A 15,038-nucleotide genomic window follows, 5' to 3' on the forward strand; every position below is an offset into this window, starting at 1 on the left:
TCCGTCAATCTATTCTTCAGGCTTTAGCTGAACAATCAAGAATTGTTCGTTTGCCATTGAATCAAGTTGGTTCTTTGAATAAAATTAACAAAGCTTTTTCTAAATTTGAACAAGAGCACGAGAGAAAGCCTTCTCCTGAGGAGTTAGCTGAATCGTTAGAGTTGCCTGCTGATAAAGTAGCAGACACATTGCGTGTTTCTGGTCGTCACATTTCTGTTGATGCTCCGTTTGTCGACGGAGAAGATAACAGCTTGTTGGATGTATTGGTGAATGATGATTCTCCAATTGCCGACAGAAATCTTTTGAATGAATCTCTTACCCGGGAAATTGATCGTGCACTAGCTACTCTTACTGAAAGAGAGAGTGACATTATCAAACTTTTCTTTGGTATTGGTATTCAGGAAATGACTTTGGAAGAAATTGGTGAGAAATTTGGGTTAACACGTGAGCGTGTTCGTCAGATTAAAGAAAAAGCGATTCGTCGTTTACGTCACACTTCTAGAAGTAAATTACTGAAGACTTACTTGGGATAAAACATTCCATTTACGATATGTAAAAAGCAGTTTCGAAAGAAACTGCTTTTTTTATTGTTTTTCTTTCAACTGTTCTTGAAGTTTGTACATTTCATCGCGATATTGAGCAGCTTGCAAAAAGTCCATTTCTTTGGCCGCTTTTTGCATTGCTTTTTTCGTTTGTTCAATGGTTTTTTCCAGACTGCTTTTACTCATATACTGAACAACAGGATCGGCTGCAATCTCAATAGAATCCGGACCAGAATAGGACACCGTTTCGTTGTCTTTTCCGAGATTCATCATACTTGTTTTCGAACGGGTAATTTGTGTTGGAGTAATGCCATTTTTAATATTGTAGGCCAATTGTTTTTCTCTTCTATGATCGGTTGCATCAATGGTTTCCTGCATCGATCTGGTAATTTTATCGGCATACATGATTACTTTTCCGTTCACATTACGTGCCGCTCTTCCCGAGGTTTGTGTTAACGATCTGGTTGATCTTAAAAATCCTTCCTTATCAGCATCTAAAATTGCTACTAAAGACACTTCCGGAAGATCTAAACCTTCTCGTAATAAGTTTACTCCAATTAGTACATCAAAAACGCCATTCCTTAAATCTTCCATGATTTTTACTCGATCTAAGGTTTCAACATCGGAATGGATGTAACGACAACGAATATTTAAATTGGTGAAATACTCCGATAATTCCTCTGCCATTCTTTTGGTGAGCGTTGTTACTAATACTCTTTCCTGAATTTCGGTTCTATTATTAATTTCTGAAATTAAATCATCGATTTGGTTGAGGCTTGGTCTAATAATAATTTGAGGATCAAGTAATCCTGTTGGTCTAATAACTTGCTCTACCACAACGCCTTCGCACTTCTCTAATTCGTAATCGGCTGGTGTAGCACTTACATGAATAGTTTGTTTGGCAATTTGTTCAAACTCTTCAAATTTTAAGGGACGATTATCTAGAGCCGAAGGCAAGCGGAATCCATATTCAACCAAATTAATTTTTCGGGAATGATCGCCTCCATACATGGCTCGAATTTGTGGAATGGTAACATGACTCTCATCAATTACCACCAAAAAATCATCCGGAAAGTAATCCATAAGGCAAAATGGGCGCGTTCCTGCAGGTCTGCCATCAAAGTAGCGGGAGTAATTTTCAATGCCTGAGCAATGACCTAATTCACGAATCATCTCCAAATCGAAATTTACTTTTTCTTCCAACCTTTTGGCTTCCAAATGTTTTCCAATATTTTTTAGGAAGGCCACTTGCGCCACCATATCATCCTGAATTTGATGAATGGCTTGTTGTACTCTATCCTTGCTGGTAACAAATATGTTTGCTGGATAGATTGTGATTCGGTCGTAAGGATCTAATCTGGATCCATTTAACGGATCGAAAGAGTATATTTCTTCAATTTCATCGTCCCAGAATATAATGCGATAGGCAAAATCAGCGTAAGCAGGATAAATATCAATAGTGTCTCCTTTTACCCGAAAATTGCCTCGATCAAATTCTATTTCGTTTCGCGAATACAAAGCATCAACAAAAGAATGAAGAAGCTTGTTACGTGAAATTACTTGCCCTTTTTTTATTTCGGTAACATTGGCATGAAAATCATCCGGATTTCCGATACCATAAATACAGGAAACCGATGAAACTACAATCACATCCTTTCTTCCAGATAAAAGGGCCGAAGAAGCGCTTAGTCGAAGTTTTTCAATTTCATCATTAATCGATAAATCCTTCTCAATATAGGTACCTGTTACGGGTAAATATGCTTCGGGCTGATAGTAGTCGTAATAGGAAACGAAATACTCTACAGCATTGTTTGGAAAGAAGGTTTTAAATTCGCCATATAATTGTGCCGCAAGTGTTTTATTGTGGCTTAAAATTAGAGTAGGGCGTTGTACTTGCTCAATTACATTAGCAATGGTAAACGTTTTACCCGAACCCGTAACACCAAGCAGAGTTTGATAGGGAGCTCCATCGTTTAAGCCTTTGCGTAATTCTTCAATGGCGTTTGGTTGATCTCCTGTTGGTTTAAATTTTGATTCAATTTTAAATTTCATGCCGCACTTTAAATTCGTTCTTCGTCTGATTTGCTAAAATATAGAAACAATATGAACCTTGATAGTATTAATTGAAAAATCTGTTCTTTTACGATAGGCTTGTAAATAAAAACAGCCGATTACTTTAGTGGTAATCAGCTGTTTTTTATACGATTGTTTATTTTAACGGTTTAATTGAAAGTAAACAGGGAAATGATCGCTGTAGCCACCGTAGTATTTTGGTCCGGAATAAGAGCGACTAGGTGCAGAAATTCCATTTGGAGTTTTGTAACAAATCCATTCTTCAGTGAAAATTTTGCCAGCTTGATAGTTGGTGTGCAAGCCTTTTTTATTGGTGATAAGGTTGTTGGAAATAATTAGATTGTCGAGCATATTCCAATTGCCTTTATAGTTATAGCTTCCTTTGCCTTCTACTTTTAAATCATACATTAAATTGTATAGCGCCTTTGGATTTGATGTTTCTTTACTATTTGTAGCGGCTAAAGTTTCATTAGCAGATTTATTGGTTGGTTCATCGTTAAAATCGCCCATGATGATAATTTTTGCATTAGTGTTTTCATTTTGAAGTTTATCAACAGCTAATTTTAATTGTTCGGCAACAAAAACACGGTTTTTTTCCGATTTTTCAACGCCACCAATTCTCGAAGGCCAATGATTTATAAATAAATGCAAGGTATCTGTAGCTCCAATAATTCCCTGAACATGAAGAATATCTCGTGTTTTATAGTTTGGTTCGTTCGGGAACTTAATTCCGATTACATCATGACTCAAGTATTTGAATTCATTTTTGCGATATAAAAGTGCGCAATCAATTCCTCTTCCATCCGGACTATCGGTGTGAGCAATGCCATAATCAGCATCTTTTAGTTTTTCCTGATTTACCAAAGCTTCCACAACGGAGCGGTTTTCAACTTCGCAAAGTCCAATAAGTGTTGGAAAATCGTTTTTATTGATGGAAGATAGTACACTAGAAAGGTTTACTAATTTTTGCTGATATCGTTCGTTCGTGTATTCTAATTTTCCTTTCGGAGTAAAATCGTCATCCCAAGTAATTGGATCATTAATTGTGTCGAATAAATTTTCAACATTATAAAAAACAATTGTGTACTCTTTTTTTTCCTGAGAACAGGAAAAGGCGATGAGAGTAACCATTAGAACAAACAGTAATTTTTTAAACATGAAATAATTTTTATTGATTCTAATAAAAAGGAGTAACATCGGTTACTTTCATTCCTGCAGCTTCTGCGGCCTGAAAACCTAAAATTGCATCTTCAAAAACCTGACAGTTTTCGGGAGCAATTCCCATTAATTCGGCACATTTTAAAAATGTATCTGGTTCTGGTTTATGATTTTCAACGTCGTCAGCACTTACCAAAATAGGAATGTACTTGTCTAAACCTAAAAGTTGCATTGTTTCGGTCGCAATATTGCGTTTTCCTCCAGTACCCACCGCCATTGGTATTTTACCATGGTATTTGTACACGAGATCGGTAACCGCAGCAATTTCCTTGATTTTATGCATCTCCTTTGTGAAAAATTCTTCTTTCAGATCAGAGAATTTTTGTGGATCAATAGTTCGGTTGTTTTTTTCGTTTAGCAAATCAATAATTTTTGAGGAAGGCATTCCTGCACAGCTTTTTAAAAAATCAATGCTAAACTCTAAATTCATAATTTCAGCTGTCTTTGTCCATGCTTCAAAATGCAAGGGCATTGTGTCGGCTAATGTGCCATCTAAATCAAAAATAAATGCTTTTGTACTCGGAAATATATTAATTGTTTTCATGGCCTTGGTTTAATTGTTTTATTCGTAATTTTCTTTTTTAAAGGAGATTCCTTTCAATAGTAATTTACGAGAGAATCATTAAAAAAGGGACGACTAAATTATTAAATTAATTTTAATTAATGGCATTGATTTTTTGTTAATTGTGGATTGTTTTGGTATTGTTTTGTGGGCTGAATAGCAGTTTGTTAATAAATTATTTCTTGGATATATCGTTAAAAATATTTAAATTCCCGTCGTTTGTACAACTTTTTACGGGATCAAACGTTATTATAACTGTTTGATTGGTGTGTAAATTAAAAATCAGTATATGAGGATTGTAGCAAGAGGTTTAGTTCTACTATTTGTGTTGTTGAGTGTTACTGTGAGTGCCAAAAATAATTCGGGTGCTGAAAAAAGAGCAAATTTAATTACTTCCTGGATGGAGAAAAAGTTGGACTTATCTGTTGAACAAACTGCTCAGATTGAAGTTTTGAATTTGAAGTATGAAAATGAGATTGAAAAGCTAACTACTGAAAAAAATGGATTTATTTGCATGCAGGCGGTTCGCGATAGTTTGCAACGGAAGGAAATGGAAATGAAAGACGTTTTATCGGAAGAACAATTGGCAAGTTATATTGAATGTAAATGCGAGTTAAAGGAAGAACTGAAACGAAAATGTAAAATGGTGAATTAAACTTGTTCTAAAATATATAAATCCCAATCGAAATTCGATTGGGATTTTTTTTGTCCAAAATCAGGAAGGAGATAAAAAGATAAAAAAATCTGATTTATTTTCGTGTTTGTAACATTCGTTACACTTTTTGCGATTGTTCTGCTACATCTTTGTAGTGTTGAAAGAGGAGAATAGATTCCTGAGAAGGTAATCTTTTTTAGTTTTCTCTTTCCCAAATTCGTAACTTAAGTAATCAAATTTATAACATTAAAAAATACTATTATGGCTATGTTTTGTTATCAGTGCCAAGAGGCAGCAAAAGGAACCGGATGTACAGTTAAAGGAGTTTGTGGAAAAACCGATGAGGTTGCAAATATTCAGGATTTACTGATGTATGTGATGAGAGGTATCTCCGTTTTTAGTACTAAAGCTCGTGAAGCTGGCGTGGAGAACGATAAGGTAAACCACTTCATTATGACTGGTTTATTTATGACTATTACGAATGCCAATTTTGATAAAGTAAAATTTGTTGAAGCAATTCGCACCGGACTTAAGTTACGTGAAGAGATTAAAAATCAAGCGGAAGCGGCAGGCGTTAAATTTGAAAACTTACACCATTCTGCAACATGGTTTGCGGATAAAGAGAATGATTTTGACGCAAAAGCACGTGTTATAGGTGTATTATCTACCGAAAACGAAGATGTTCGTTCATTAAGAGAATTATTGATGTACGGCTTAAAGGGTTTTGCAGCTTATGTAGAGCATGCTTACAATTTAGGTCTTGAGAAAGCAGAAATGTATGCTTTTATGCAGAAAGCGCTTCAGGCTACTACAGACGATACATTAACTGCAGACCAATTGGTTGCTTTAGTAATGGAGTGTGGTGCTAGTGGTGTAACTGCTATGGCTGTTCTTGATGAGGCTAACACAACAGCTTATGGTAATCCTGAAATTACAGAGGTAAATATAGGTGTAAGTAATAAGCCAGGTATCCTTATTTCGGGTCACGACTTGAAGGATATGGAGCAATTATTGAAGCAAACCGAAGGAACTGGTGTTGATGTTTACACTCACTCGGAAATGTTGCCGGCAAACTACTATCCAGCATTCAAAAAATACGAGCACTTTGTAGGAAACTACGGAAATGCATGGTGGAAGCAGAACGAAGAGTTCGAAACTTTTAACGGACCAATTCTTTTCACTACGAACTGTATTGTTCCTCCTAAAGCAAGTTCTACTTACCAAGATAAAGTTTATACTACTGGAGCTTCTGGTTTTCCAGGATTTAAACATATCGAACCTGATGCAAACGGAGTGAAAGACTTTTCGGAAATTATCGAGTTAGCTAAGAAATGTAAAGCACCAACCGAGATCGAAAACGGAACTATTATTGGTGGTTTTGCACACAATCAAGTAATGCAGTTGGCTGATAAAGTGGTTGATGCTGTTAAAACAGGAGCTATTCGTAAATTCTTTGTTATGGCAGGTTGCGATGGACGTATGAAAAGTCGTGATTACTATACCGAATTTGCTGCAGCTTTACCAAAAGATACCGTAATTTTAACTGCAGGTTGTGCTAAATACCGTTACAACAAATTACAGTTAGGTGATATAGGTGGAATTCCAAGAGTATTGGATGCAGGTCAGTGTAACGATTCATATTCATTAGCTGTTATTGCATTAAAATTGAAAGAAGTATTTGAATTAAACGATATTAACGAATTGCCAATTGCTTACAATATTGCTTGGTACGAGCAAAAAGCTGTTATTGTATTGTTAGCTCTTCTATCATTAGGAGTTAAGAATATTCATTTAGGACCAACATTACCAGCTTTTCTTTCTCCAAATGTAGCTAAAGTATTAGTGGATACTTTCGGAATTGCAGGAATTGGAACTGTTGACGAAGACATGAAAATGTTTTTGAATTAAAAATAAAATCTCGAAGTATTAAAAACGTTTCGTGCGAGAAGAAGGATAGAGGTGAAAAGTTATCGGAACGTTTTTAATTTTTAAGATTTGGTTAGATAATAGGTTTAGGGTTATTAGCTACTTAATGTGGAAGTGAATCACCACATTAAGTAGCTTTTTTGGTTTTAGCTTTATTTGTAAAATCATTTTTTGAAAGATTAGGCATGCTTATGGATCGGGTGAAGACAATTAAATTTTTAAAGAAATATCACAAATGGCCTTCTCTGGCTCTTACAGTCTTTATTTTGCTATTCTCAATCTCGGGAATCGTGATGAATCATCGAGGCGTATTTTCATCGGTTGATGTAAGTCGAAACTATTTGGGGAGTGAGTATCAGTACAACAATTGGAATAAGGCTGCAGTTAAATCGGCACTTATAATTCAGGGTGATACGGCATTAATTTATGGAAATGTTGGGATTTGGAAAACTACCGATAATTGTAAAACTTTTCAGAATTTTAATTCCGGATTAAAATCGGGAGTGGATAATCGTAAGATCGAGAAGGTGATTAAAACCGATTCGGGAGCGCTCTATGCCGGAACTTTATTTGGACTTTTCCATTATAATTCACAAAATGAAAATTGGGAGCATATTGTTTTGCCAATTGCCGAAGAACGAATTGTTGATTTGGTGCTGATAAAGCAGGAATTATTTGTGCTTACCCGATCGAATTTGTTGAAAAAAACAAAGGATGGTTTTGTGCTAATTAATTTGCTTCCATCGGAGCAATTCGATAATAAAGTTAGTTTGTTTAAAACCCTATGGGAAATTCATAGTGGAGAAGCTTTTGGTTTCTTTGGGCAATTGTTTGTCGATTTTATTGGGCTCACTTTTATATTTCTTAGCCTTAGTGGTTTGGTATATTTTATCTATCCAAAATGGATAAGGAAATTAAAGCAGAAGGGAAAAGAGACAAAGCGGAAGATTAATTTCTTGAAATTTAACTTGAAATGGCACAATCATTTCGGGAATTGGTTGCTTGTTTTTTTAGTACTGACAACACTTACGGGAATGTTTTTGCGCCCGCCTTTACTAATTGCTATTGCCTCGAATCGCGTTTCTAAAATTCCATTTACCCATTTAGATAATGCGAATCCATGGTACGATCAGCTTCGCAGAATATTGTACGATGAAGAATTAGATCGAATTTTGTTGGCGACGAATGAGAGCGTGTACTATTCTGATGATGATTTTACGACAGCTCCGAAGGTTTTTGCTACACAGCCTCCAATTTCGGTAATGGGTGTGAATGTTTTCGAGAAAGCGAACAAAGGAAGTTATATTGTTGGCTCGTTTAGTGGTGTTTTTTATTGGATTCCTGAAAAAGGAATGCTTTTCGATTACATTAGCAAAAAACCATATGTTCCTACCAAAACCATGGGACCTCCAATTTCATCGCATCCAATTGCAGGATATTTAAAAGATGCCAAAGGAAAAGAAATACTGTTCGATTACAATTTGGGTGCCGGAAATTTAAGCGATAATACCGGTTTTACACAAATGCCCGAAAATATTCAACAATCGCCAATGTCCCTTTGGAATTTGTGTTTGGAAATTCATACGGGAAGAATCTATCAGTATCTTTTTGGTCGCTTGTATATTCTTTTTATTCCTTTAGCAGGATTAAGCATTTTGTTGATTTTAATAACGGGATACCTTCTATATCATAAACAAAGAAAAAGAAAAATATAGCTTTTTGATGCGTTTATTATGGAGGAGAACAAAATGAGAAAAACGAGGTGGAATCTTATTGATTTCGCCTCGTTTTTTTTATGTATTAGCGCTAAGTTACTTCTTTTTTTGCTGTAAAAACCAATCGTAAATTGCTGGATTGTTATAGGTTTCGGTCCAGGAATTATGAGTGGCTTCAGGGTAAATGGTAAATTTTACCTTACTGCCTAGTTTTTTTAAAGTTTCTACCATTTCAACGGATCTAGCGATAGGAACAACATCATCTTTAGCACCATGAAAAACCCAAATGGGTAGCGACTTTATTCGTTCCAGTTGAATGGTGTCGCCACCACCGCAAATCGGTATCGCGGCAGCAAAAAGATCCGGTTTTGCAAGAATAGATGCCCAGGTTCCAAAGCCTCCCATACTTAATCCTGTAATGTAAATTCTATTTTTATCTACAGGATATTTGCTAATAATTTCTTTGTAAAAGGGCAGGAGTAATGCTTCGTTCCAGTAAATTGTATCCGGACATTGTGGAGAGATGCAAATGAATGGAAAATCTTTTCTATCATCTAAAAACGAAGGTGGCCCATGAAATTTCACCATATTTAAGTCATTTCCCCGTTCGCCCATTCCATGAAGAAAAATAAGTAAAGGAAGCTTTTCTTGCGTTTGCTTGCTACTTGGGATGTATTCCAAATAGTTTACACCCAATTGGGATTGTTTTTCAACTTGTTGTGCTTTCATGCCAAGGAATGAAAATAGTAAAATCGTTACAGCTAAAAGCTTGTGCTTCATCATATCTTAATTGCTTATTTTTATAAATCTACTAATTGTAAATGATAAGTTAAAAGGAAAAAATTATTTAACGAAAGTCTGTATCTTTATCGCCAGATAAAATAAAAGGAAAAGCATGTTCAATTTTGAAGATATAAATCTGGACCGTATTGTGGTTCATAGTGTAGGAAATAAACACCACGAGGAAGATCTAAAGCTTTCTAAATCGGAAATTAATTTAGAGGATGATGATGTTAAGGATATCCTGTTAAAGTATTTTTTAACGGCATTTAATAAGGAGGAGTTCTATAATTTTCAGCACGATAATGATTTAAATATGAATGAGGTATTTTGTTATGCCTCGGAGTATTTCGAAGAAAATGTTTCTTTTTACGATCAATCGACCAATATTGCAGTGCATTTGTACGAAAAATCGAATCATCCGAACATAAAAGGTGGGGAATTTTATTTGGTAGGTTTCTCGAATTGTGTTGTAGATGGGGAAGTTTGCGATGCCTTGGGTATTTTTAAATCGGAAAATAAAGATACTTTCTTAAAAGTGTACCAAAAGCAGGAAAATTTTGAGTTGGGTTGCGAGAATGGTATTAATATCAAGAAATTGGATAAAGGATGCTTAATTTTTAATTCCGAAAAAGAAAAAGGTTTTAAGGTTTGTATCGTGGATAAAACCAATTCGAACAAGGAGGCTTTGTACTGGAAAGAGGATTTTTTGAACTTAAAGCTTCGCGAAGATAATTTTTATCATACCCAAAACTATTTGGATATGTGTAAAGGATTTATTGGCGATGTGTACAACGATGAGAATGAAGTTGCAAAAGCCGATCAGATCGATTTAATGAATAAATCAATCAATTTTTTTAAAGATAAAAAGCTGTTCAACGAGGAGTTATTTAAGCAGGAAGTGATTGAGCAACCAGAAGTTGCAACTGCTTTCGACGAGTATAAAACCTATTATCAGAACGAACAGGGAACTATGGTTACGCCAGAATTTACCATTAATAACGATGCAGTAAAAAGCGAGCAAAAACATTTTAAGCACATTTTAAAGCTCGATAAAAACTTTCATGTGTACATTCACGGGCAACGAAAATTTATTGAAAAAGGATACGATGCAGCTCGGGATTTAAGCTACTACAAATTATTTTTTAGAGACGAGAATTAATTCAGATATAAGCGACCTGTCAGCGTATTTATACCTGACAGAGTCGATAGTGAAACTTCAACTATTTTACATTTACTTTATATCCCAGTACTGGCTCGTTGTCGAAGTAGATAATTAATTCAGTCTTTCCTTTTAAATTGGTAGGAACCTTGAAGCTAATTTGATTTTTTTTTCGAATTGGTTTAACAATTTGGCCAAATTTTTCACTTTTAAAATGATATGCAATTTGAATTTCATTAGTAATATTTTCAATCGAAAATTCAATTTCCTTTCCTTTGGTACTGGAAATAGCACCATTTTGTGGATGAATAATTTTGTATCCTTTGCCTAAAAATGCATTTAAAACAGCTGGCTGAAAAGCAAATTCTTCTTTGGAGAGCTTTTTATTCAATAGCAACCATTCCTCATCGTCGGGATAATGTTTCATTGCAAACTCTTCGGGTTCACTATCAAAATAGGCAGGAGTATATTCCTGCATAAATTCCATTTTTGCGTAATCAACCGAACCTGCCGCCCAGGTAATATCTACAAGCTTCCATTTTCCATTTATTTTCACTGCATTCCAAGCATGGTTCGACGCTAAATTTGTATTGCCAATTTCAGATACAAATCGTTTGGCTGTTCCCGGAATAAGCACGCACTCAATGTTTAGAAATAAGCATATTTCCTGATAAAGCGTGGCGTATCCTTCACACAAAGCCTTTTGGCTTTTTAGAGTTTCTAATGCTAAATTTTTTCTAAATTGTTTTTTTTGTGCTTGTAAATCTTCTTCCGAAGAGTACGAAAATCGAATTTTTTGCACCTGATTTACACCTTTTGTATCGTATTTAATATGCTTAGCAAGCCATATAAATGCAGCTTTGGCTCTATCTGCATCCGTAGAGAAATCTGTTTTTATTTTCTCAGCTAAGGCTTCATAACTATCAAATTTACTCGGGTAATTGTCAATCAATACATCGCTTGTCTTTACAATCTGTCCGTTGCTTACAGAACAAATTAAAGAGAACAGAAGGAAGAGAATGGTTTTTGTGAAGTTATTCATTGTGCTATAAGTATTCATTTTTAAATATAGATAAAAGATACAAGAATCAAGCCTGAAAATAAAAGAGCACATTAAAACCTCATTCTATGCTTTACCTCATAGGAGCGAACACTGTTTTAAGTTTATTCGAGTTGTAAAACTCCCTTTCTATTAATAGAGAAAGGGTTGGGGAATGAGGTGAAGTGGAATTGAAAATGGTATTAGCATAAGTTCACCCTTTCGCCTGTCGGCACTTCCCCTAAAAAGGGGAAGATTGTAAATGTAAGAGACGAGTCAATTTATCTTTTTTTTTATGAAATAGAAAAATAGAATTAGTACATAAATCTAAATAAGAGAATTCTTTCTTTTTAAAGGGGAGATGCCGACAGGCAGAGGGGTGCTTTAAAAAAAAAATTTCAGGTTAATTCCTCAATCTTTGTGTAAACTTACTTTTAGGCGTCCTGATTCTTTTTTTCACCAATATGTTCGGGAAGCAAGGCCTTACAATTTACTCCACAAAAAAAGACCCACGTTCACGGAAGCTTGAGCATGGGCCTTTCGAGTAATATACTTAGTAGTATATGTTTTTAATTATCTTAGGTGATTTACCACTTGATAGATTGGTTGGAGAATAGATTCTCCTAATAAAATACTCCTTTCGGGAGACCAACCAAATTCAGGATCAGGTAAATCATTATTGTCCTTAAATGGCATTTCCAGCGTCAAAGATAAACATTTATATCTTTCTCCAATGTGTTTCGAGCAAATTGCTAAATTTCCTTTTCCAGGTTCGTTCTTAGGGTAAGTGTGAGTGTCCTGAAAATCAGGACAAGTAGCTATCCAGGAATCAATAAATTTTTTCGTTAAATTTTTCAATCTTTCATTGAAGGAAGGGATACCTTCTATGCCCGAAATAAAATTATAAGGCAAACCTTCATCGCCGTGAATATCCAAATTTAAGTCACAGCCATACTCATCCATTAAGTTGCGAACATGAAAAACTTCAGGACTGTTTTCAATCGATGGTTCGGCCCATTCGCGATTGTAGTTTATACCTTTTGTGTTTACGCGCAAATTACCTGCAATACTACCATCAATATTCATATTTGGCACCACATAAAAAACAGCTTTACTTAGTAGCATTCTCGAAACGGCATCGTCCTGATCCAACAAACGATCAATGAAGCCTTGCATAAACCATTCGGCCATACTTTCGCCAGGATGCTGACGGGCAATTACCCAAATACTCTTTTTCGCCTCGTCGGCTTCCCCAATAATCAGCATGTCAATATCTTTTCCTTCTACTGTTTGGCCAATCGAAACCAATTCGCATTCGGGCGATAGTTGTGCCTGATGAACCAAATCCAGATGTTGATCGTAGGTGTAAGGAGCAAAATAAGCGTAGTAAACCGAATTATAAACCGGTGTGTGCTCAATAGTCAACTCTTTGCCATCATATTGCGATGGCACTCGAAACCAATTCTCCCGATCGTACGATGCCACCGCATGGTAATCCTCGTATCCTTCCGGATACGATGCTTTACCAGCATTCGTAATGCGTATTTTAACAGCCTCACCCGTTGCACCGGTCAATCGGAAATAAAACCATTGAAAATACTCAGAATTAGTGTCGTTAGGAATGCTTACCTGTATGTTTTTAGGATTGGTGGCATCAATTACTTCAATTTTACCGCCATCAAAATTCGATGAAATTTTCATGTGTGTGTGTCGTTTTTTTTTGAGATTCATTCAAAGGTATATTTTTAGATTTTTACAGCCAAGAAATCTTCCTAATTCTTAAATCTCACTATCGAAGTACTAATTCTCTATATGTAAACGTTTAAATCAGAACAATTTCTTCTATTTTTGGAAGTCTGTTCATGTATGAAATATTATTTTTTAATTTTACACACCACTTGGGTGTTTATTCTAATTCATATTTAATGATCAATTTATTTCGTTTAAAAGGCAATCTTTCCAAAAAGTGGAAATTCGTAATCGTAGCAATCATGCTATTGTTTTTGCTTAGCGGAGCCGTACTTTTTAAGTTCTATCAGGATATATTTTCGGTGAACATTGATTTGGGCGACGAAAAAGTGACCTATTTGTATATTCCTACCAATTCGAATCAGGCCGATGTGTTGCAACTATTAAACGACAAACATTGTCTTAAAAACAGCACTAGCCTCGAGTGGGTTATGGAGAAGAAGAATTTTGCACGTCACATTCATCCTGGGCGATACGAAATTAAGAATGGCATGAGCAATAATGCATTAATCGACCTATTGCGCTCTGGGGTTCAAACGCCACTCAATCTCACCTTTAATAATACGCGCACACTCGAAGATTTTGCAGGTAAAATTGCGGCTCAAATCGAGGCCGACTCAATTAGTATTCTTTCCTATTTAAACGACGAGTCGGAAATTCAACAGTACGGATTTACTTCTCGCACCATTTTAGGAATGTTTATTCCAAATACCTACCAAGTGTACTGGGATATGGATGCCCAAAAGTTTGTGGAGAAAATGTACAAAGAATACCAAAAATACTGGAATTCGGAACGAACAGAAAAAGCTAAAAGCATTGGGCTTACACCTATCGAGGTAAGTACTTTAGCATCCATTGTCGATGAGGAAACTATTAAAAACGATGAAAAAAAACGGGTAGCCGGGGTATATATGAATCGCTTAAATCGACAAATAAAATTAGATGCCGACCCAACCTTAAAGTTTGCTTGGGGCGATTTTACCATCCGTCGGGTTCTCAACAAGCACAAAAGCATCGATTCTCCATACAATACCTATAAATATAGAGGTTTACCTCCCGGACCAATTCGTCAGGCATCCATTTCCGGTATCGAGGCTGTTCTCAACTACGAAAAGCATAAGTACTACTACTTTTGTGCCAGTCCGGAGTTTAACGGCTATCACGTATTTGCCAATTCCCTGCGCGAGCACAATCAAAATGCACGTCGCTATCAAAAAGCACTTAATCAAAAAGGAATTATGAAATAGATTCACAATACCTTTATACCCTTTTTATTTTTTTCCTTTCACCTTTTTCTTACTTTACCCTTTACTCTTTTTATGGGCGTTCCCTTCGGGCGGGCTTTCCGTTTCTACTCCTCACTCGCCTAGGCTCGCTGTGGGGTAACACTTCAATCCCTAACGCTTGGCAGTATCACTTTACAGTAATTGTGCGGTGTTGCAGTATTATGTTGCGGGCTTGCGTCATTAAAAAAGACAGATTCCTAATAGGTGTGTATTTCCACTCAAAAAGCACTTGATAATAACGTGCTGAAAGTAAGCCAATTAGAGTTAATTTTATTGTTTTATTAAATAAAAAACGATAATAATTTCCATATGTTCAATGCACATAATTTAA

The 15,038-nt window shown here is 35.7% G+C and carries 12 protein-coding genes; 6 read left to right on the forward strand and 6 right to left on the reverse strand.

Features of this window, described 5'->3' with window-relative positions; genetic code table 11:
- Window positions 1-533: sigma-70 family RNA polymerase sigma factor (locus BZG02_RS16745; RefSeq protein ID WP_143470503.1), on the forward strand; the 533-nt coding region annotated here is incomplete at its 5' end.
- 51 nt (window positions 534-584) lie between these two features.
- Here the strand turns inward: BZG02_RS16745 and uvrB are convergent.
- From uvrB to BZG02_RS16760, 3 genes are all read right to left on the reverse strand, one after another.
- Complete coding sequence (gene uvrB, locus BZG02_RS16750; protein WP_101262879.1) at window positions 585-2,594, reverse strand: excinuclease ABC subunit UvrB; 2,010 nt, start codon at window positions 2,592-2,594, stop codon at window positions 585-587.
- Window positions 2,595-2,756: 162 nt separating this feature from the next.
- Window positions 2,757-3,773: an endonuclease/exonuclease/phosphatase family protein gene (locus BZG02_RS16755; protein WP_143470504.1), complete on the reverse strand. Its 1,017-nt coding sequence runs from the start codon at window positions 3,771-3,773 to the stop codon at window positions 2,757-2,759.
- Between the two features lie 19 nt (window positions 3,774-3,792).
- Window positions 3,793-4,377 carry an HAD family hydrolase gene (locus tag BZG02_RS16760; protein WP_101262883.1) on the reverse strand — a complete coding sequence of 195 codons (585 nt, stop codon included), beginning with the start codon at window positions 4,375-4,377 and terminating at the stop codon, window positions 3,793-3,795.
- Window positions 4,378-4,684: 307 nt separating this feature from the next.
- Here BZG02_RS16760 and BZG02_RS16765 point away from each other — a divergent pair, with 307 nt between their 5' ends.
- The 3 genes from BZG02_RS16765 (at window position 4,685) to BZG02_RS16780 (ending at window position 8,691) form a co-directional block, all read left to right on the forward strand.
- Window positions 4,685-5,050, forward strand: coding sequence for a hypothetical protein (locus tag BZG02_RS16765; protein WP_101262886.1), 366 nt, complete (start codon window positions 4,685-4,687; stop codon window positions 5,048-5,050).
- Window positions 5,051-5,311: 261 nt separating this feature from the next.
- On the forward strand, window positions 5,312-6,958 hold the full coding sequence (gene hcp / locus BZG02_RS16775) for a hydroxylamine reductase (protein ID WP_101262891.1): 1,647 nt from the start codon (window positions 5,312-5,314) through the stop codon (window positions 6,956-6,958).
- Window positions 6,959-7,167: 209 nt separating this feature from the next.
- Window positions 7,168-8,691: a PepSY domain-containing protein gene (locus BZG02_RS16780; RefSeq protein WP_245868121.1), complete on the forward strand. Its 1,524-nt coding sequence runs from the start codon at window positions 7,168-7,170 to the stop codon at window positions 8,689-8,691.
- A gap of 96 nt (window positions 8,692-8,787) precedes the next feature.
- Here the strand turns inward: BZG02_RS16780 and BZG02_RS16785 are convergent, their stop codons facing one another.
- Complete coding sequence (locus tag BZG02_RS16785) at window positions 8,788-9,474, reverse strand: carboxylesterase family protein (protein WP_218972280.1); 687 nt, start codon at window positions 9,472-9,474, stop codon at window positions 8,788-8,790.
- A gap of 112 nt (window positions 9,475-9,586) precedes the next feature.
- On the opposite strand from BZG02_RS16785, the gene BZG02_RS16790 reads away from it, so the two are divergent.
- Window positions 9,587-10,633, forward strand: coding sequence for a nucleoid-associated protein (locus BZG02_RS16790; protein WP_101262895.1), 1,047 nt, complete (start codon window positions 9,587-9,589; stop codon window positions 10,631-10,633).
- A gap of 61 nt (window positions 10,634-10,694) precedes the next feature.
- Here the strand turns inward: BZG02_RS16790 and BZG02_RS16795 are convergent, their stop codons facing one another.
- Entirely contained in the window at window positions 10,695-11,675 is a 981-nt protein-coding gene (locus tag BZG02_RS16795) for a transglutaminase domain-containing protein (protein ID WP_180335763.1), read from the reverse strand.
- Between the two features lie 570 nt (window positions 11,676-12,245).
- Window positions 12,246-13,373, reverse strand: a complete 1,128-nt coding sequence (locus tag BZG02_RS16800) for a M14 family metallopeptidase (protein ID WP_101262899.1) — start codon at window positions 13,371-13,373, stop codon at window positions 12,246-12,248.
- Window positions 13,374-13,597: 224 nt separating this feature from the next.
- Between BZG02_RS16800 and mltG the strand changes: the two genes are divergently transcribed.
- Entirely contained in the window at window positions 13,598-14,668 is a 1,071-nt protein-coding gene (mltG, locus tag BZG02_RS16805) for an endolytic transglycosylase MltG (protein ID WP_101262901.1), read from the forward strand.
- Window positions 14,669-15,038: the final 370 nt, after the last annotated feature.

The organism is Labilibaculum filiforme (genome assembly GCF_002843315.1).
Taxonomy (GTDB): Bacteria; Bacteroidota; Bacteroidia; order Bacteroidales; family Marinifilaceae; genus Labilibaculum; species Labilibaculum filiforme.

Bases quoted from the DNA above. Each gene is read 5' to 3' on its own strand.
- BZG02_RS16800 (WP_101262899.1), bottom strand. From the start codon at position 13,373: ATGAAAATTTCATCGAATTTTGATGGCGGTAAAATTGAAGTAATTGAT.
- uvrB (WP_101262879.1), bottom strand. From the start codon at position 2,594: ATGAAATTTAAAATTGAATCAAAATTTAAACCAACAGGAGATCAACCA.
- BZG02_RS16755 (WP_143470504.1), bottom strand. From the start codon at position 3,773: ATGTTTAAAAAATTACTGTTTGTTCTAATGGTTACTCTCATCGCCTTT.
- BZG02_RS16780 (WP_245868121.1), top strand. From the start codon at position 7,168: ATGGATCGGGTGAAGACAATTAAATTTTTAAAGAAATATCACAAATGG.
- BZG02_RS16795 (WP_180335763.1), bottom strand. From the start codon at position 11,675: ATGAATAACTTCACAAAAACCATTCTCTTCCTTCTGTTCTCTTTAATT.
- mltG (WP_101262901.1), top strand. From the start codon at position 13,598: ATGATCAATTTATTTCGTTTAAAAGGCAATCTTTCCAAAAAGTGGAAA.
- BZG02_RS16785 (WP_218972280.1), bottom strand. From the start codon at position 9,474: ATGATGAAGCACAAGCTTTTAGCTGTAACGATTTTACTATTTTCATTC.
- BZG02_RS16760 (WP_101262883.1), bottom strand. From the start codon at position 4,377: ATGAAAACAATTAATATATTTCCGAGTACAAAAGCATTTATTTTTGAT.
- BZG02_RS16790 (WP_101262895.1), top strand. From the start codon at position 9,587: ATGTTCAATTTTGAAGATATAAATCTGGACCGTATTGTGGTTCATAGT.
- BZG02_RS16765 (WP_101262886.1), top strand. From the start codon at position 4,685: ATGAGGATTGTAGCAAGAGGTTTAGTTCTACTATTTGTGTTGTTGAGT.
- hcp (WP_101262891.1), top strand. From the start codon at position 5,312: ATGGCTATGTTTTGTTATCAGTGCCAAGAGGCAGCAAAAGGAACCGGA.